Annotated in this window: 12 protein-coding genes; 10 read left to right on the top strand and 2 right to left on the bottom strand. The window is 61.2% G+C overall.

Annotation, left to right across the window (positions count from 1 at the left end; translation table 11 throughout):
* Positions 1–6: 6 nt before the first annotated feature.
* Together CFB50_RS15485 and purU are read left to right on the top strand one after the other, a co-directional pair.
* On the top strand, positions 7–873 hold the full coding sequence (locus CFB50_RS15485; protein ID WP_089446436.1) for an NUDIX hydrolase: 867 nt from the start codon (positions 7–9) through the stop codon (positions 871–873).
* 73 nt (positions 874–946) lie between these two features.
* Positions 947–1,831, top strand: a complete 885-nt coding sequence (gene purU / locus CFB50_RS15480; protein WP_069248881.1) for a formyltetrahydrofolate deformylase — start codon at positions 947–949, stop codon at positions 1,829–1,831.
* A gap of 98 nt (positions 1,832–1,929) precedes the next feature.
* On the opposite strand, the gene CFB50_RS15475 is transcribed toward purU, so the two are convergent.
* The gene (locus CFB50_RS15475; protein WP_069248880.1) at positions 1,930–3,015 is read right to left on the bottom strand and encodes an AI-2E family transporter; all 1,086 of its coding nucleotides are present in this window, start codon (positions 3,013–3,015) and stop codon (positions 1,930–1,932) included.
* A 250-nt stretch (positions 3,016–3,265) separates the two neighbouring features.
* A complete protein-coding gene (uvrA, locus tag CFB50_RS15470) occupies positions 3,266–6,151 on the bottom strand; it encodes an excinuclease ABC subunit UvrA (RefSeq protein WP_089446435.1) in 2,886 nt (961 codons plus the stop codon).
* 274 nt (positions 6,152–6,425) lie between these two features.
* Between uvrA and CFB50_RS15460 the strand changes: the two genes are divergently transcribed.
* The 8 genes from CFB50_RS15460 (at position 6,426) to CFB50_RS15425 (ending at position 18,146) form a co-directional block, all read left to right on the top strand.
* Positions 6,426–7,613, top strand: coding sequence for an MFS transporter (locus CFB50_RS15460; RefSeq protein WP_089446434.1), 1,188 nt, complete (start codon positions 6,426–6,428; stop codon positions 7,611–7,613).
* Positions 7,614–7,714: 101 nt separating this feature from the next.
* On the top strand, positions 7,715–8,275 hold the full coding sequence (locus tag CFB50_RS15455; RefSeq protein WP_059651374.1) for a single-stranded DNA-binding protein: 561 nt from the start codon (positions 7,715–7,717) through the stop codon (positions 8,273–8,275).
* 133 nt (positions 8,276–8,408) lie between these two features.
* Positions 8,409–9,671 (top strand): tyrosine-type recombinase/integrase, encoded by a 1,263-nt coding sequence (locus CFB50_RS15450; RefSeq protein WP_089446433.1) that lies wholly within the window; start codon positions 8,409–8,411, stop codon positions 9,669–9,671.
* A complete protein-coding gene (locus tag CFB50_RS15445; protein WP_089446432.1) occupies positions 9,646–11,190 on the top strand; it encodes a site-specific integrase in 1,545 nt (514 codons plus the stop codon). The genes CFB50_RS15450 and CFB50_RS15445 overlap by 26 nt, the downstream gene beginning before the upstream one ends.
* The gene (locus tag CFB50_RS15440) at positions 11,187–13,193 is read left to right on the top strand and encodes an integrase (RefSeq protein ID WP_089446431.1); all 2,007 of its coding nucleotides are present in this window, start codon (positions 11,187–11,189) and stop codon (positions 13,191–13,193) included. Before CFB50_RS15445 ends, CFB50_RS15440 begins: the two co-directional genes overlap by 4 nt.
* The gene (locus CFB50_RS15435; RefSeq protein WP_089446430.1) at positions 13,190–13,624 is read left to right on the top strand and encodes a hypothetical protein; all 435 of its coding nucleotides are present in this window, start codon (positions 13,190–13,192) and stop codon (positions 13,622–13,624) included. The genes CFB50_RS15440 and CFB50_RS15435 overlap by 4 nt, the downstream gene beginning before the upstream one ends.
* 80 nt (positions 13,625–13,704) lie before the next feature.
* Positions 13,705–16,194 carry an AAA family ATPase gene (locus CFB50_RS15430; protein ID WP_256979073.1) on the top strand — a complete coding sequence of 830 codons (2,490 nt, stop codon included), beginning with the start codon at positions 13,705–13,707 and terminating at the stop codon, positions 16,192–16,194.
* Entirely contained in the window at positions 16,191–18,146 is a 1,956-nt protein-coding gene (locus CFB50_RS15425; protein ID WP_179254194.1) for a UvrD-helicase domain-containing protein, read from the top strand. Before CFB50_RS15430 ends, CFB50_RS15425 begins: the two co-directional genes overlap by 4 nt.
* Positions 18,147–18,797: the final 651 nt, after the last annotated feature.

The raw sequence follows: 18,797 nt of genomic DNA, 5'->3' as shown, positions 1-18,797 counted from the left end.
CAGACGATGACGTTTCCGTGCATTGCGGCCGCGCGCCGCTTCGATCCCGCTGCGCACCTGCGTTTCGAGATTGCCGGCCAGGCAGTCGGCTGGGTGCGCCGCCAGGATGTCGCCATGCTCGCCCGCTGGCCCGACGTGTTCGAGCTGACCGGCGAGCGCGTCGTGCTGTCGTCGCGCTACGACTCGGTCGACGCACGCAGCATGGCGCTGGCGAGCGCGATCGGCGCGCTTGCGGCCGAAGGCGCGATTCCCGGCTGGCGCGACGAGATCTACGCGATCCGCAACCGCTTCGACGATCCGCCGCTCGCGTACATCGAGCGCGCCGCGTCGCGCTTCTTCGGTACGCAGACTTACGCGGTGCATCTGAACGGCATCGTAGAATATGCGGTTGCGCCGGGCGAGCCGTCCGCCGCGGCCGCCCCTCAGATGTGGCTCGGCCGCCGCAGCGAGACGAAGGCAACCGACCCCGGCATGCTCGACAACGTCGTCGCGGGCGGAATCGGCTGGGGCCTGGGCGTTCACGAGACGCTCGCGAAGGAATGCTGGGAAGAAGCCGGCATTCCTGCCGAACTGGCCGCGCGCGCGATCGCGGGCCGCGCGGTGCAGGTGCTGTGCTCGCTGCCGGAAGGCACGCAGTCCGAACTGATCTTCGTGTACGACCTGCGGCTGCCGCGCGACTTCGCGCCGCGCAACCAGGACGGCGAAGTGGCCGAGCACCTGCTGGCCGGCTTGCCCGAGGTGGTCGGCTGGCTGCGCGCCGGCCGCGCGACGATGGATGCGAGCCTCGCGACGCTCGACACGCTGCTGCGCCACCGCTGGATCCCGGCGGCCGACGCGGCGGGCATCGACGCCCTGTTCGCACCGGCCGCGTGACGCGTGCCGCACACGCAGTCCGGCGGTGCGAACGGGCAATTTGACGAATCCGGAAACGAAGGGAGTAGCGGTCATGCCGACCGATCACAGCTTTATCTTGAAACTGTCGTGCCCCGACCGGCACGGCATCGTCCATGCGGTCTCGGGCTTCCTGTTCGAGCGCAGCAACAACATCCTCGATTCGGCGCAGTTCGGCGACAGCCGCACCAGCGAGTTCTTCATGCGCGTGCATTTCGAGCAGGACGGTGGCGGCGCGGATGCCGCGACGGCGCTCGACACGCTGCGCCGGGAGTTCGCGCCGCTCGCCGAGCAGTTCTCGATGCGCTGGGAAATGCATGACGCGGCCGTGAAGCCGCGCGTCGTGATCATGGTGTCGAAGATCGGCCACTGCCTGAACGACCTGCTGTTCCGCTATCGCACCGGCCAGTTGCCGATCGAGATCCCGGCGATCGTGTCGAACCACAAGGAGTTCTACCAGCTCGCCGCGAGCTACAACATCCCGTTCCATCATTTTCCGCTGATCGGCGGCTCGTCCGATGCCGCGAAGGCCGCGCAGGAAGCGCGCGTGCTGGAAGTGATCGACGAGCACCAGGCCGATCTCGTCGTGCTCGCGCGCTACATGCAGATCCTGTCGCCGAATATGTGCCAGCAGCTCGCCGGCCGCGCGATCAACATCCACCATTCGTTCCTGCCGAGCTTCAAGGGCGCGAAGCCTTACTACCAGGCGTTCGATCGCGGCGTGAAGCTGATCGGTGCGACCGCGCACTACGTGACGACCGATCTCGACGAAGGCCCGATCATCGAGCAGGAAGTCGAGCGCGTCGACCACAGCATGACGCCCGACCAGCTGACCGCGATCGGCCGCGACGTCGAATGCGTGACGCTCGCGCGCGCGGTGAAGTGGCACGTCGAGCACCGGATCGTGCTGAACGGGACGAAGACGGTCGTGTTCCGCTGATTTGCCGATTGCCGGCCGTCGGCCGGCAATCACAAACAAAAACGCCGCGCCCTTCACGGGGCGCGGCGTTTTTTTATCGCTTCAGACGCGGGGCTGCTTCAGATCAGCCGCAGCAGGTACAGCTCGCGCTTCAGGTACGCATAGAAGATCGGCGCGGCGATCACGCCCGGCAGCCCGAATGCGGCCTCCATGATCAGCATCGCGAGCAGCAGCTCCCATGCGCGCGACTCGATCTGGCCGCCGATGATCTTCGCGTTCAGGAAGTATTCGAGCTTGTGGATGACCACGAGGAACGCGAGCGACGCGATCGCCGTGCCCATGCTGACCGACAGCGACACGGCGACGATCAGCGTGTTCGAGATCAGGTTGCCGATCACGGGCAGCAGGCCGACGATGAACGTGACGAGCACGAGCGTTTTCGACAGCGGCAGCCGCTGGTGGAAGATCGGCAGCGCGACGAGCAGGTAGATGCCCGTGAACACCGCGTTGATCGCCGAGATCTTGATCTGCGCGAACACGATCCGGCGGAATGCGTCGGCGAAGCGCGACACGCGCGTGACGAGCGCCGTGGACAGCGGCCGGCGCACCTTGCCGTGCTCGACGCCGATCGCGATCATCGCGCCGATGATCATCCCGAACAGCACGTGGCCGAAGCCGCGCGCGACGCTCTTGCCGCTTTGCTGGAGCTGGTCCATGTGCGAGTGCATCAACACGGCGGCCTTCGTCTTCATCTGCTCGACGTCGACGGGCAGCAGGTTCGCGATCCAGGCCGGCGTGCGGGCGCGGGTCTGCTCGACGATCTGCATCAGCTGGTCGAGCAGGCTTTGCAGGTTCGGCACCGTGCGCTCGAAGTGTTCGATGATGCCGATCGTCAGGCCGGTCAACGCGCCGACGATCGCGATCGACAGCAGCACGACGGCGACCCAGCGCGCGCGCATGCTCGTGGTGTGGCGTTCGATGACGGGGGCGATCGTGTGGATCAGCTGGTAGACCAGCAGGCCGGCCAGCAGCCCACCGAGCAGCTTGAGCTCGATCACGAGCCACATCGCGAGGATCGCGATCCCATAGCTGCCGATCTCGAGTGCCGACAGCTTCGGCAGGCTGAAGTCGCTCGTCAGCCGCACGCTGCGCAGGTGCGGTTCGCGATTCTGCGCATCGCGCGACGAGTCTGGTTGCTTCTCCATCGTGGATTCCTGTCGTTCGTGTGTCATGCCGCGGAATGCGCGGCAGAGCCGTGTTCGCCCGGCGCCGCACCGGATTGGTGCGTACGGCGAACCTTACGACCGTAAAGTATAGCCGCCATTATGGTCCGCAACGGGGCCGTTTGGCGCATGGTGTAAACGCAGGAGGGAAAACGAGAAGGGGCCGGTTCGGCGGTGCGCAAGGGCGCGCGGCCGGGCGGCCGCGCGCGGGAGGGGAGGCAGGCGGGATGCGTCAGCCGGCCGCGACCTTGCGGGTCGTGCGCTTGAGCAGCGGCGCCAGGTATTTGCCGGTAAAGCTCGCCTTCGTCTTCGCGACCTGCTCGGGCGTGCCCTGCGCGATGATCTGGCCGCCGCCGGCGCCGCCTTCGGGGCCGAGGTCGATCACCCAGTCGGCCGTCTTGATCACGTCGAGGTTGTGCTCGATGATCACGACCGTGTTGCCCTGGTCGCGCAGCCGGTGGATCACTTCCAGCAGCAGTGCGATGTCGTGGAAGTGCAGGCCGGTGGTCGGCTCGTCGAGGATGTACAGCGTGCGGCCCGTGTCGCGTTTGGAGAGCTCGAGCGACAGCTTCACGCGCTGCGCCTCGCCGCCCGACAGCGTCGTGGCCGACTGGCCGAGGCGGATGTAGCCGAGGCCGACGTCGAGCAGCGTCTTCAGCTTGCGCGCGATGACCGGCACCGCGCTGAAGAACTCGTACGCGTGCTCGACCGTCATGTCGAGCACTTCGCTGATGTTCTTGCCCTTGTACTGCACTTCGAGCGTTTCGCGGTTGTAGCGCTTGCCGTGGCACACGTCGCACGGCACGTAGACGTCCGGCAGGAAGTGCATTTCCACCTTCAGCACGCCGTCGCCCTGGCACGATTCGCAGCGCCCGCCCTTCACGTTGAACGAGAAGCGGCCCGGATCGTAGCCGCGCTCCTTCGAGGTCGGCACGCCCGAGAACAGCTCGCGGATCGGCGTGAACAGGCCCGTGTAGGTGGCCGGGTTCGAGCGCGGCGTGCGGCCGATCGGCGACTGGTCGACGTTGATCACCTTGTCGAAGTGCTCGAGGCCCTCGATCGCCTCGTGCGGCGCCGGCTCGGCCGACGAACCGTACAGGTGGCGCGCGACCGCGTGATACAGCGTGTCGTTGATCAGCGTCGACTTGCCGGAGCCCGACACGCCGGTAATGCAGGTCAGCAGGCCGACCGGCAGCTCCAGATCGACGTGCTTCAGGTTGTTGCCGTGCGCGTCGACGATGCGCAGCATCCGCTCCGGATCGGGCGCGAGCCGCTCGTCCGGGTACTCGATCACGCGTTTGCCGAGCAGGTACTGGCCCGTCAGCGACTGCGGATTCGACTGCACTTGCTTCGGCGTGCCCTCGGCCACGATCACGCCGCCGTGCTCGCCGGCGCCCGGGCCCATGTCGACGACGTAGTCGGCCGTGCGGATCATGTCTTCGTCGTGCTCGACGACGATCACCGAGTTGCCGAGGTCGCGCAGGTGCTTGAGGGTCGCGATCAGGCGGTCGTTGTCGCGCTGGTGCAGGCCGATCGACGGCTCGTCGAGCACGTACATCACGCCCGTGAGGCCCGAGCCGATCTGCGACGCGAGCCGGATGCGCTGCGCCTCGCCGCCCGACAGGGTTTCCGCGCTGCGTTCGAGCGACAGGTAGTCGAGGCCGACGTTGTTCAGGAAGGTGAGGCGCGCGACGATTTCCTTGATCACCTTGTCGGCGATCTCGCGCTTCGCGCCGTCGAGCGACAGGCCGTCGAAATAGCCGAGCGCGTCGCGCAGCGGCCAGCCGCTGATTTCAAAGATGCCGCGCGCGTAGTCACCCGTGCCGATCCGCACGTGGCGCGCTTCGCGGCGCAGGCGCGTGCCGTCGCACGACGGGCACGGCTGGTTGTTCTGGTATTTCGACAGCTCTTCGCGCACCGCGACCGAATCGGTCTCGCGGTAGCGGCGCTCGAGGTTCGGGATGATCCCCTCGAACACGTGCTCGCGGATCGTCGTGCGGCCGCGCTCGTTGATGTACGAGAACGGGATCGTCTGCTTGCCCGAGCCGAACAGCAGCACCTTCCGGATTTTTTCCGGCAGATCCTCGAACGCGGCATCGATGTCGAATTCGTAGAACGCCGCGAGACTCTGCAGCATCTGGAAGTAGAACTGGTTGCGGCGGTCCCAGCCTTTCACGGCGCCGGCGGCGAGCGACAGCGACGGGTGCGCGACGACCCGTTTCGGGTCGAAGAACGTGATCTGGCCGAGGCCGTCGCATTCCGGGCACGCGCCCATCGGGTTGTTGAACGAGAACAGGCGCGGCTCAAGCTCCTGCAGCGAGTACGAGCAGATCGGGCACGCGAACTTCGAGCTGAACAGGTACTCGCGGTCGGTGTCCATCTCGAGCGCGATCGCGCGGCCGTCGGCGAGGCGCAGGGCCGTCTCGAACGATTCGGCGAGCCGCTGCTTCATGTCCGGGCGCACCTTGAGACGATCGACGACGACGTCGATCGTGTGCTTGTCGTTCTTCTTCAGCTTCGGCAGCGACTCGACCTCGTAGATCTTCGCGACGCCTTCGTTCGCGGCGCCGCCGCCCGAGCGCACGCGAAAGCGCACGAAACCCTGCGCCTGCATGTCCTCGAACAGCTCGGCATGCTCGCCCTTGCGGTCCGCGACGACGGGCGCGAGGATCATCAGCTTGGTTTCCTCGGGCAGCGCGAGTGCGGCGTCGACCATCTGCGACACGCTCTGCGCTTCCAGCGGGATGTCGTGGTCGGGGCAGTACGGCGTGCCGACACGTGCGAACAAAAGTCGCAGGTAGTCGTGGATTTCCGTGACCGTGCCGACGGTCGAACGCGGGTTGTGGGACGTCGCCTTCTGCTCGATCGAGATCGCCGGCGACAGGCCTTCGATCAGGTCGACGTCGGGTTTCTCCATCAGCTGCAGGAACTGGCGGGCATACGCGGACAGGCTTTCGACGTAGCGGCGCTGGCCCTCGGCATAAAGGGTATCGAACGCGAGCGACGACTTGCCCGACCCGGACAACCCGGTAATCACGACCAGCTTGTGGCGCGGCAGGTCGAGATTGACGTTTTTCAGGTTGTGGGTACGCGCCCCACGGATACGGATCTGTTCCATGAACCTGGCGAAAATGGAGGGAACCAAACCTGCTACTATAACGGCTTTTCGAGGCCGTCGTTTGGGGTCCCCAGCCTTAGCAGCAGGTGGCAGCAAGATGGCGCCTGCGCCGGGAAAAGTGGCCGCAGCGGCCGCGCCGCGCGGTTCCGGGCGGCCTGCGGGCTGCCTGAATCCTGCCCCGACGTGTTGCCGGCCAAGCCTCCCGGGCCGCTGGTCCTGATCTTCCGCCGTCCGGTGTCGGGCGGACATTCCGATCATTCGAAATTCATTCCCGATGTCCAATCCGTCTGCCACGTCTTCCCGCATGACCGCGCCCGAATTGCGCGCGACCACGTCGCTCGCGGCGATCTTCGCGCTGCGCATGCTCGGCCTGTTCATGATCATGCCGGTGTTCTCGGTCTACGCGAAAACCATCCCGGGCGGCGACAACGTGCTGCTCGTCGGCATCGCGCTCGGGGCCTACGGCGTCACGCAGTCGCTGTTCTACATCTTCTACGGCTGGGCGTCCGACAAGTTCGGCCGCAAGCCGGTGATCGCCACCGGCCTCGTGATCTTCGCGATCGGCAGCTTCGTCGCCGCGTCCGCGCACGACATCACGTGGATCATCGTCGGCCGCGTGATCCAGGGGATGGGCGCGGTGTCGTCCGCGGTGCTCGCGTTCATCGCCGACCTGACCTCCGAGCAGAACCGCACGAAGGCGATGGCGATGGTCGGCGGCTCGATCGGCGTGTCGTTCGCGGTCGCGATCGTCGGTGCGCCGATCGTGTTCCACTGGGTCGGGATGAGCGGGCTGTTCACGATCGTCGGCGTGCTGTCGATCCTCGCGATCGGCGTGGTGCTGTGGATCGTGCCCGATGCGGCCAAGCCCGTGCACGTGCCCGCGCCGTTCGGCGAGGTGCTGCACAACATCGAGCTGCTGCGCCTGAATTTCGGCGTGCTGGTGCTGCATGCCACGCAGACGGCGCTGTTCCTCGTCGTGCCGCGCCTGCTCGTCGACGGCGGCCTGCCGGTCGCCTCGCACTGGAAGGTCTACCTGCCGGTGATGGGGCTCGCGTTCGTGATGATGGTCCCGGCGATCATCGTCGCGGAAAAACGGGGCAAGATGAAGCCGGTGCTGCTCGGCGGCATCCTGGCTATCCTGATCGGCCAATTGCTGCTGGGCAGCGCGCCGCATACCATCCTGATTGTGGCGGCGGTTCTTTTCGTCTACTTCCTCGGCTTCAACATCCTGGAAGCGTCGCAGCCGTCGCTCGTGTCGAAGCTCGCGCCCGGTTCGCGCAAGGGCGCGGCCACGGGTGTTTACAACACCACGCAGTCGATCGGGCTCGCGCTCGGCGGCATCGTGGGCGGCTGGCTGCTGAAGCACGGTGGCGCCAATATGGTGTTCTACACGTGCTCGGGGCTCGTTGCCGCGTGGCTTATAATCGCGGCCAGCATGAAAGCGCCGCCGCGCAAGGCCTGAACTCACTTCGGGCAGGCACCGGCGGCGCTCGCCGGCTTGCCCGGCGGGCCGCACCGACAGCATGAGCGGGCGGCCCGGCATCGAATTTACTGGAGAAACACATGGCATCCGTCAACAAGGTCATCCTCGTCGGCAATCTCGGCGCCGATCCTGAAGTCCGTTACCTGCCGAGCGGCGACGCGGTTGCGAACATCCGTCTCGCGACGACCGACCGCTACAAGGACAAGGCGAGCGGCGATTTCAAGGAAATGACCGAGTGGCATCGCGTCGCGTTCTTCGGTCGCCTGGCGGAAATCGTCAGCGAGTACCTGAAGAAGGGTTCGTCGGTCTATATCGAAGGCCGCATCCGCACGCGCAAGTGGCAGGGTCAGGACGGCCAGGATCGTTACTCGACCGAAATCGTCGCCGACCAGATGCAGATGCTCGGCGGCCGCGGCGGTGCGGGCGGCGGCGGTGGCGGCGGTGACGAAGGCGGTTACGGCGGCGGCTACGGTGGTGGTGGCGGCGGCGGTGGCCGTGGCGAGCAGATGGAGCGTGGCGGTGGCGGCGGTGGTCGTGCCGGCGGCGCAGCGCGTGGCGGTGCAGGCGGCGGCGCGCAAAGCCGTCCGAGCGCACCGGCAGGCGGCGGCTTCGACGAGATGGACGACGATATTCCGTTCTAAAACGGACTAACGGTATTTTTTGTTGGTAAAAGCCCGTTCTCCTCAGGAGGCGGGCTTTTTTCTTTACCAACATATATTTTTGTGATTCACTGGGCAGGAAGCTTAACCACTACTTGAAGAAAATGGTGGGTTGATGCCGCAATACATTGCCGAGCGTATTCGCTTTAGGAATGGAGAGCGCCACTCCGTTCTGCAGATTCCTTATGGACTTCCAGTTCACGAGGTCACTGTCTACCTGAACAGATTTCGCACGAAGGGGCGATCCGCAAACACGATTCACTTCGCATGTTGCAGTCTTGCCGTCCTATACCGGGAGCTGAGTGCAATCAAGGTCGATCTGCTTGAGCGGTTGGGAAAGGGGCAATTTCTTACTATCTCGGAGCTCGACCGTGTGGCATCGGCCGCCCAGTATCGAGCTGATGACCTCGAAGCGGATGCGCAGAAGGGAAACAAGCCAAATGTCATTCACATTGCGCGAATTGGCCTGCGCCGGAGCAGCGCTGTCGTGGATCGTAAGCCGGTGGACGTTGGAACTCAGGCATCCCGCCTCCGATACATGGCCGATTTCCTTGACTTCATATCAACCTATGTAGGTTCCACCCTGCCGAAAGAGGCACGACCGGAGCTTGAGGCGGAGACTGGTCGAGCGCTGACGGCATTTCGGGAACACATACCCTCCGTATCGAGGCGCTCAAAGCTCGATGCGCGTGTCGGCCTCAGCCGAGAGGAAGAAGAACGGCTCGTCAGCATCGTCCATCCCGATTCGCCGGACAATCCATGGAGTCGAGGCTTCGTCCGTCGCCGCAACTGGCTCATTGTCGTAATCCTACTGGCTACCGGCATGCGACGGGGCGAGCTACTTGGCTTGCAGATCGGCGATCTGCATTCAAGCCAACCGAAGCTGCGCATCATTCGGCGAGCTGATGCGGTGGAAGACCCTCGCCGAATTCAACCGAATACGAAAACATATGACCGGGAGATTGAGCTCAGGCCGACCCTCATGAGGGCCTTGTGGGACTATATCAACAAGGCACGTCGAAGCATCAGGGCTGCCCGTGCTGTTCCACAGGTATTCGTTTCTGATGAAGGGGCGCCACTATCCCATGCGAGCATCGACAAGATCTTCAGGCAGTTGCGTGAGGCCTGCCCTGGGCTGCCGGTATCCCTGACGAGTCATGTGATGCGACACACATGGAACGAGCGCTTCTCGGAACATGCTGAGTCGATGGGTCTTGCCGATGCGGTCGAGGAGAAGGCCCGTAACAATCAGCAGGGGTGGAGCGACAACTCGAAAATGGCTGCCACCTATACCCGGAGGCATACCGCGAGGAAGGGGCGGGATATTTCGTTGAAGTTGCAGGAGCGACTCGATGACAAGCTCGATCACGAAGAGTAAGGACGCGTCGGCGGGGCTCCTTCTTCGCATGCCCGAGACTGCATTTACGAAAAGTGGCATTGCGTTTCGGCCGAACGAAGACGTCTGGCAGTGGACCGATGGGCCGTTCCGTGTTTACCTTGACTATCGCAAAATCAACTTGCCCAGCGCGTTTCCGTGCGATTCGTTGAAGCATACGTTGATGGTATTCGCGAGGCGGAATTCTGCCAGCCATGTGAATAACCTATTCGACGTGTTTTTGCACTTCCTTTCCCTTCGGGACGACTCCCAGCCACTGACGTCTATTTCGGTTCCTGAGGTTTCAAACTACGCATCTCAGCTCAAGGACAATGAGAAATGGCGCGTTGGCACCTTGAATGTGCTGCTTCAGAAGTGGGGGGCTCTCGGACTCAGTGGTGTCGAGCCCGACTGCACTCAGTATCTGCGCGAACGACGTAAGCCGGGCAACGAGAAAGGTAAGGCGGTACGCACACGAGACCCCGACAAGGGACCATTCAGCGAATCCGAGTACAAGGCGCTCTATAAGGCCGTCGATGCAGCGTACGGCACCGGGGAGGTGTCCAAATGGGTGGCCGTCCTGACTCGGTTGTTGTTTGCCTGCGGCGGGAGAATTTCCCAGTACTGCTCCCTCAAAGTGATGGATCTGACAACGAGCGACGGCTCGTTCGTGCTGAACCTCCCTCAAGCCAAAAGACGAGGCGTCCATTCCCGCGCATCTTTTTTAGAGTTTGACTTGAGTCCGCAGACCGGTCGACTCACGATGGAATACATCAACAGTCTGAAGGCGAAGGGCTATGGGGACGAAGCGCCACTGTTTCCTGAAACTGTCGTGATGAAGCGCGGCCCACTTGTTGCCATGCGTGATGAGGAAGATCAATTCTTTGGTCACTGCCTCAGTCATACTCTCTCCCGTATATTTAGCGAGTTTGTTAACTCGCTTGCGCCACCGACCGAGCGCCTCAACTTCGCTCCCATTCCCGTCACGCCAAGTCGCTTTCGATACACGTTCGGAACCCGACTCGCGGAGGAAGGCGCCGGCAAAACAGTCATCGCAGAGCGTCTGGGGCACGTGGATCTTCAGCACGTTGAGGTCTATTTCGAGGCTTCGCCCAAGATCGTCGACAACATCGACAAAGCGATGGGCCTTCAACTGACGCCCCTAGCATGCGCGTTTAGGGGGCGCCTGATTGAGGATGAGGAACACTCGACACATAAGGGCGCGCCTGGGAGTCGCATCATTGACTTCCGTGTCGCAAAGAAGCCCGTCGGGAGCTGCGCCAGTAAGGGGCAAGGCTGTGGTTTCACTCGCCCAACCGCTTGTTATACGTGTTTCAAGTTCGAGCCCTGGCTAGACGCGCCTCATGAAAAAGTGCTTCAGCGACTACAAGATGAGCGCACGCGCTGGGCAAGCGACAAGCGACTGGCGGCAATCAACGATGATGCCATTCAAGCGGTGCGCGAGGTCATTGCGGAATGCGCCCTGGTGCAGGAGCAGCGTCGATCGGGGGCGACTGCATGAATGCGACCGTTCTTCATTTCACTCCTCGCCCGGAGCTGGAGCCGGAGGCTAACCTGCACGTTTTTGTCGATCTCTGCAAGCAATCCGAGGTGCTGGGCGCCCGGAGACAGTTCAATCGAAATTCTTGGGATATTGGGAATCTGAAAGGCCATAACAATATACACAGGGCAATCTTCAGTTCCTTGGAGGCTTCTCGCGAGTCGGCAGACGAGCCGGCCATGCCCCAGCCGTTTCTGGACTTTGCGAAAGCAGCGCTAGTGTATCTTCACGATACGCGACCTGTCGTTTCGCAATCCGTACGAGTTGCCGCGTTTCGCTGCCTCGAGGCGGCGTTGCGCGAATGGAATAAAGCTTCGCGGCCAACCGCAGTCAACGTTGACGTGTTGGACACTGCCGTCGAGTTAGCCAGAAGACAAGTGTCATCTGGTGTGGCTTACCGAATTGCCGGGCAACTGGAATTGATCGCAGATCTAATGGATGCGAAGGGTTTCATCTCGCTTCGACAGCGGTGGGTTCATGGCATTAAGAAGCCGCAGGAGCTCGGCTCCCGAATTTCGAAGGAGGCGTTAAATGCACGCCAGGAGAAACTGCCTTCAGCGGCTACGCTGCGGGCGCTCGGAGGTATCTTCCAGGAGGCCGTTGACTCTACGGACGTGTTGGTATCAAGCTATACAGCATTAATGCTCTGCGCTCCAGAGCGAATCAACGAGGTCCTTAGACTAGAGCGCAGCTGCGCATTCGACGGCGACGGGAGGTTTGCGGGTAAATTCGGGCTTCGCTGGCCCGGATCCAAGGGCTCGGACGATACCATCAAGTGGGTGCCGACCCAGATGGTCCCAGTGGCGAAGCAAGCTGTCTCGAACCTGCTAAAAGCGACTCTGCCGGCTCGGGAGATTGCAGCGTGGTACACCGACAATCCGGGGCGTCTTTTTCTTCATGAGGGTGTAGCTCACCTGCGTGAGCGAGATCTGCTCACGCCAGAGGAAGTGGCATTGATCCTATGGGGCGAGAAGAGTGCAACGAACTCGGCGAATACATGGGCAAGGGTGACAAAGAAACTTCAAGGAGTGCAGCTTAGCGAGCGAAAGATTGGTTACCGATTTGAAGACGTCGAACGTGCTGTACTTGCGATGCTTCCACGAACCTTCCCGTTTGTTCCCGGCACTTCCAATCTTCGATGTAAAGACGCCATAGCCATTGCCCGTACAAACGAGTTGCACGCGCAGAGGGCTACTTATCAGTGCATGTTCAGTTGCGTGGACTACGGTACGGTCACGAATCCGTTTGGGGCACGGGAAGATCGGGCATCGATCTTTAAACGTTTCGGCTACACAGAGGACGACGGCTCGGCCATCGAACTCAGGAGCCACAGTCTTCGACACTACCTGAACATGCTCGCTCAGATGGGCGGTCTAAGCAGCGCAGAGATTGCTATATTCTCCGGGCGTAAGGATCTACGGCAGAACAGAGCCTACGATCACATGAGTTCGGACGAGGTGCAAGCGCCAATCAATGAGTCTCTGAAGGCAGGCTTTACCGCTAATCTTGTTCCTGCGCAGACTCGGGAATTGATCACGCGCAGCGAGTTCAAGGGAGTGGGCGTTGTTGCCGCCCACACTACGGACTATGGTTGGTGCATGCACAACTTCGCTAGCGAGCCGTGTCAGATGTACCGGGACTGCATTAATTGCGAGGAGCAGGAGTGTGTCAAAGGAGATGAACACAAGGAGAGCAATCTCCGGCTGTTGAAAGACGAGACCGAATTCCTGCTGAGGGAGGCTCGAGAAGCGCTCAGTGACGAAGAGTATGGTGCTGACGTATGGGTCGAGCATCAGACTAGGACGCTTGAGCGAGTGAATGCCCTGCTGTCTATTATGGAAGATCCTTCAATATCACCTGGATCGCGCATCCGGATCGACCTGACCAATGCTGCCCTGATCAGCTCTGATATTACCCAACCGGTCAACGTCCTCAACGTTGAAGGACGAAAGCTTCTGTCATGAAAAAGGCCCGAGCACCAGACCTGACCGATGAGCGTATCAAGCTCGTACTCGACACCCTTGACGGATGGAAAGGGAAGCTAACCTGGGATTTGCTCATTGAGGTGGTCCGAAAGTCTACAGGCATTACATACTCGCGATTCACATTTGCCGAGTACCCTCAGGTCGCGAATGCATTCTCGCTGAGAAAAGACGCCTTGCGAGGAACTTGGAAAACCGAGTCAGGGGGGCCTCGCGACGAGCGTATTCGGGCTGCACTTGCGCAGGTCGAGCGCTACAAGGCGAAAGTTGAGCGTCTTGAAGCAGAAAATCAATTGCTAAAAGAGCAATTTGTGACTTGGGCGCACAACGCTGAGCGTAAAGGGGTGACCGTACTGATGTTGAATGCCCCACTACCTAAACCTGAACGTGATAGAACGAAAGAGGAGAGGTAATGCCATCAACGTTGATGGCGCTGTTTGCGCCGGCCATCAATAGGCTGTTATAAGGGTTTGGCGGCAATGCTCGTTTTATCGTGTTCGATCTTGACGCGGCAGTTGCAGGCGCGATTGGGAATCCGGTTGCCGCGCCGGGGCGATCTAGCAACTACTACAACAATCGCCGCCAACAAGCGCGGCGTCCTCAAAGGGGTGTCATGTTTCCGCACGAGATTTCTGCTTCTTCTCCCGCTGTCAACTCGGCTGCAGATTCCCCGCCGAGTGCGCCTGCGGCACCGTCCGCCGAAGCAGCGGCGCCTCCGAGCATTTCACCAATCCGACTCGCCTGCGTCGAGGTCTGCAACTTCCGACGCTTGTCAAAGACTCGTCTTGAGCTCGATGAGGCCACCACTATCTTGGTAGGTGCCAACAATAGCGGCAAGACTTCCCTTCTCACAGTCCTTCGCAATTTCCTGAGCGAATCGCCCGGCTTCCGCGCTTTCGACATCAGCCTTTCGCAGTGGGCGAAATTGCGCGAGTTAAGTCAACTCTGGGAGGTGCTCGACGAGGATCCCACTACAGATTCAAAGGATGCCGAGAAATGGGGGGAGCAGTTGCGGCAACTCCTCGCATGCATGCCGTTTATAGACCTTTGGTTCGATGCAAAGGAGGGGGCGTACAATCATGTTGCTCCCTTCATTACGTCGCTGAAGTGGTCGGGTGGCGCGGTTGGCGTGCGGGTTCGGCTTGAACCCGTTGCAGACGCGAATGAGCTTCGTAAGTTAGCGTGGCGCTACCGCGAAGCACGCGCGCATGTGCGAAAGCTTCCGAAGGATGGCCACGCCTGGCCAATGGATCTGCTTGATTACTGGCTCAGGCACTCCGCAGACCTGCGCCGCATCTCCGCATACCGCCTTGACCCAGCGAAGGGACTTCCGCCAGCCAAGAAGCATTGCGATCCGCAGGAACTGCCGCTTGGCTCGCAGTCCGTCGAACTGCAGTTTCTGCGCAAGCTCATTCGCGTAGATTTTGTGCCCGCTCAACGAGGGCTCGGTGCCGAAGAGGACGAAGCGCGGTCGGAGTCGGCGAATGCGCGTCCTGGACTGTTCTCGAGCCAGCTTCTGAAGTTTGCCCGACAGCACCTGAACGTCGCTCCATCCGGTCACGGGCATCGCGAAGACTTGGTGGCCGCCATCGCCAAGGCTCAGGCGGAGCTTGACGATTCAATTTACAAGGCGCTCCAGCCGGCGATGGAGGATGTGGAGGTTCTGGGGTATCCGGGACTGCATGACCCACAGCAATTTCACTTCCGCACGCGCATTCAGACCGCGGACCTTCTTGCCCACAGCACTGCGGTCCAATACAGCCTAGACAAGACTGCCATCGACGAGTCCTTGCCAGAGCACTCTATCGGACTCGGCTATCAGAATCTGCAGTCGCTGAGCTTCATGCTCGTGTCGTTCCGCGCCGCGCGCCTCAATCCGCCACAGGGCACTCCAGCCGCAGTTCACCTTGTGATGGTTGAGGAGCCTGAGGCCCATCTGCACGTTCAGGTTCAACGCAACTTTTCGTCGAATGCTCACGAGCTCATTCGTCCGAAGGAGCCAGTGCATAGCAATCTTCGAAGTCAGATGCTCATCAGCACGCATTCGAGCCATCTGGCCCACGGAGACAGCTTCACACGACTGAGATATGTGAAGCGCGTAGCAAGTACCGGAGTGGGCGTTAAGCCTAGTACCGAGGTCGTCAATCTGGGTGACGCCTTTGGCGACGACAATGAAACCAGGATATTCGCAGAGCGATATTTCCAGGTCCAACACACTGATCTCCTCTTTGCTGATGCGGCCATATTCGTGGAGGGCACCGCAGAACGAATGCTGGTGCCACTTTTCATCGAGCGGGACTTTCCCAAGCTTGCGAAGAAGTATGTGTCCTTCCTTGACATTGGAGGCAGTCATGCTCACCGCCTCCGGCCGTTGGTAGAGCGGTTGGGGATTCCAACCGCCGTTATCACCGACTTGGACCCGGTGGTACCAACGAAAAACAAAAAGGGGCGCATTGTGCGAGCGGCGGTGCACATCGCGGATCAAGCAGACCTCGAGTGCGGGAATGACACGCTGACCTCGTGGCACCCCAAGCTACCGGACTTCCCGGCTTATGGGAAACCGACGCCCGCTCAATTGGAGTGGACGTCGGGCTCAGGAGTCAAAGTCCGTTTTGCATGGCAGCTTCCCGTTGCGGCCGCAAGTGATCAATGGCCTAGCTCGTTCGAGGATGCTCTCGTCCTTTCCAACATTGATTGGTTCAAGGCGTTGGATGAAGAAAAGAACCCTGTTTCCGGAAAGAAGAAGGACCACCGTGGCGCACTAGGGAAGGTGATAGGTCTCGTGCTCGACCACCCTGACCACGCTGAGCTACTGAGGGAACTTCATGCGATGCTGCGCGGGAATTTCAGCAAGGGCGATTTCGCGGCAACACTGTTCGAACGGCTGAACGCAGGCGAAGCCTTGGCGTGCCCCACATACATCGCTGACGCGCTCACCTGGCTGAGCGGCCAACTCAACGTCACGGCCGGAGAGACCCCTTGAGCGCCGCACTGCAGTCTCTTGGAAACGACCGCGATGCTCATGTTGTCGAAGACATCTGCGGCTACATCACTGCGACTCCGCCTCGCTGCTTTTTCCTCTTCGCCGGTGCAGGGTCCGGAAAGACTCGCACGTTGGTCGAGGTCCTGCGTCGCGTCACTGGAGTGGCGAAACACGAAACGGGTGGCCGGTATGCAGAGCGGCTCCGGTCCCGTGGACAGTCGGTTCGCGTCATCACCTACACCAAGAACGCGACCGCCGTCGTCAACGGCCGACTCGGAGAGAACTACCTGACCGCAGTGTCGACCATCCACTCCTTCTGCTGGGAACTCATCAAGGATTTCGACGAGGACATCCGAGACGCTCTGCTCGCTCGCAACGCTAAGAGGCTTGCTGCAGCAAAGGCCTATGCGATGGGCAAGGTTAAGGGCGAGTCGGACAAGGACCGGGAGAAGTACGCCGAAATCGAGGCGGAGGCCGAGGAAATTCGGAAGATCGACGCGTTCATCTACCACCCGGACCGGAACACTTACGGCCCCGGCGCGCTGTCACATGCCGAGGTTCTGGAAGTAACAGCGTGGCTCATTCGCGAGCGCCCGACGTTGCAGCGCATCTTGGAGGACCGACACCCCTTGATCCTCATCGATGAGTCGCAAGACACGATGAAAGGAGTGCTTGACGCGCTGTTCGAGCTCTCGAAGAGCCGCTCAGGTCATATCACGCTAGGACTCGTTGGCGACCATCGACAGCGCATCTACCCGGACGGTCACGACGATCTTCCCTCGCATGTGCCCGTAGACTGGGCACGCCCCGCGCTGCAGATGAACCACCGCAGTCAGGAACGCATCGTAAAGCTCATTAATAAGATTTGGGACGCGGATATTGACGGCCGCACTCAACCCAAGACTGGCGTCGCCCAGCATGCCCGGACGGAGAAGAACGGTGGAATCGTTCGCATCTTTGTAGGTGATACCAATACGAGTACCGCCGAGAAGATTCGGAAGGAGGCGGAGTGCGCACTGGCCATGGCTGCGGAGACGGCCAGCGCGGCCTGGCAGGATGGAACGCGTGGCTACAAAACGCTAGCGCTTGAGCACAAGCTGGCCGCTAAGCGAGGCAACTTCTTCGAGGCATACAACGCAATGGACCTGCTGGACAAGGACTCCGCGATGCCCAAGAGCAATGGGGAGCGGACGGGGCCTGCCATGGTTCGGCCGCTCCTCGGCCCAATGCTTGAGCTCGCCGAGTGCCTGCAGCCGGATGGCTCGCTGAACGAGTTTGCCGCTACTGACGTACTGCGCCTGCACGGCGCGCTTGCAAAGGTGCCGCAGGCCAGCACCGAGCGCCAAGCTACGCTGGAAAACATTCACGCCGCAGTCATGCGGTTCGTCGACGCTACCTCCAAGCCCGGAGCAACCGTTCGGGAGGTTTTGGCACCGGTCCTCGATGGAGGGCTCTTCGAAGCCGACTTCCGATTGGTCCAGGCGTATGGTGACACGTCACCTCCACCGCCCGAACCGAAGGCAAGGGGCAAGGAAGCCAAGGAGGATCGACGCAAACGCGGATGGCACGCCCTCTTCAACACGCCCTGGCGAGAGATTGCTCGGTATCGCGCCTACCTTGGCGGAGAAGCCGAACTTGCGACTCACCAAGTCGTCAAGGGCTCCGAGTTCAAGCACGTCATGGTCGTCATGGACGATGAGGAAGCTGGCGGCACGCAGTTCTCCTACGACAAACTCTTTGGTGCTGAGGACCTGAGTCCGACAGACCGGAAGAACGTTGATGATGGAAATGAGACCATCATCGACCGAACCCTGCGGCTTTTGTACGTTACCTGCAGCCGAGCCGAGGAAAGCCTCGCTCTGGTTCTTTGGGCCAAGAACTCGAATGCAGTGCTTGACGCAATCAAGCGGTCCGAATGGTTCGCCGCGGACGAGGTGACTGTTTTGAAGTAGCCATTGCTCGGAAGTATTTTAGCAATCGAACGGACCGTGCCAATGTCAGCTATCACTGCATTGCCGTAAGTCACGATGGAAAGTCGAAAGACCGCAATGGGATGCGGACTTACGGTTCGCAGCATACCGGCCGGTCGCCCCACGCCGCAGCAGACATTCAGTAAGCGTTCTAGATTGGCACGCGCGAGCAAAATGGCGCCGAAGCTCAGATGGTTTGTTCAAGCGCCCTCCTGCGCGCCGCAACAAAATCAATGCGTTGCGGGGACGACGTTGCGAGACGATCTAGGCCGCTGACTCACCCTCTCGCCGCGCTCGCACGTTCTCCCACGAGTCATCTGGGAGAGGCGGTTCCCAAAGCCAGCAATCACGTTTGGTATTGCTGCTGACCATATAACTTTCATTGCAGTGCGCGCGGTGGCGATGGTTGGAACTCATCCACCAACCGGCCGGGTGCCTGCACATACCCGGCTGGCTGCTTATTCCAGTGGAAGCACGGGCACTGGAATGGCGACACTGGCAGCGTGACCTTGATCGTTTTCACGCCGAATCACGCCCGCGATATATGGCCGGGAGACGATAGGTTTTCGGATCAAACCATGTGCACGGCGCATCCGCGATTCCCTACTCCTTCGACGTTTCCGTGTTCCGCAG

It is taken from the genome of Burkholderia sp. AU33423 (assembly GCF_002223135.1).
Taxonomy (GTDB): Bacteria; Pseudomonadota; Gammaproteobacteria; order Burkholderiales; family Burkholderiaceae; genus Burkholderia; species Burkholderia lata_D.
This window is presented reverse-complemented; position numbering and strand designations above follow the sequence as displayed.

Bases quoted from the DNA above. Each gene is read 5' to 3' on its own strand.
- uvrA (WP_089446435.1), bottom strand. From the start codon at position 6,151: ATGGAACAGATCCGTATCCGTGGGGCGCGTACCCACAACCTGAAAAAC.
- CFB50_RS15440 (WP_089446431.1), top strand. From the start codon at position 11,187: ATGAATGCGACCGTTCTTCATTTCACTCCTCGCCCGGAGCTGGAGCCG.
- CFB50_RS15435 (WP_089446430.1), top strand. From the start codon at position 13,190: ATGAAAAAGGCCCGAGCACCAGACCTGACCGATGAGCGTATCAAGCTC.
- CFB50_RS15445 (WP_089446432.1), top strand. From the start codon at position 9,646: ATGACAAGCTCGATCACGAAGAGTAAGGACGCGTCGGCGGGGCTCCTT.
- CFB50_RS15450 (WP_089446433.1), top strand. From the start codon at position 8,409: ATGCCGCAATACATTGCCGAGCGTATTCGCTTTAGGAATGGAGAGCGC.
- CFB50_RS15475 (WP_069248880.1), bottom strand. From the start codon at position 3,015: ATGGAGAAGCAACCAGACTCGTCGCGCGATGCGCAGAATCGCGAACCG.
- CFB50_RS15455 (WP_059651374.1), top strand. From the start codon at position 7,715: ATGGCATCCGTCAACAAGGTCATCCTCGTCGGCAATCTCGGCGCCGAT.
- CFB50_RS15460 (WP_089446434.1), top strand. From the start codon at position 6,426: ATGTCCAATCCGTCTGCCACGTCTTCCCGCATGACCGCGCCCGAATTG.
- CFB50_RS15485 (WP_089446436.1), top strand. From the start codon at position 7: ATGACGTTTCCGTGCATTGCGGCCGCGCGCCGCTTCGATCCCGCTGCG.
- purU (WP_069248881.1), top strand. From the start codon at position 947: ATGCCGACCGATCACAGCTTTATCTTGAAACTGTCGTGCCCCGACCGG.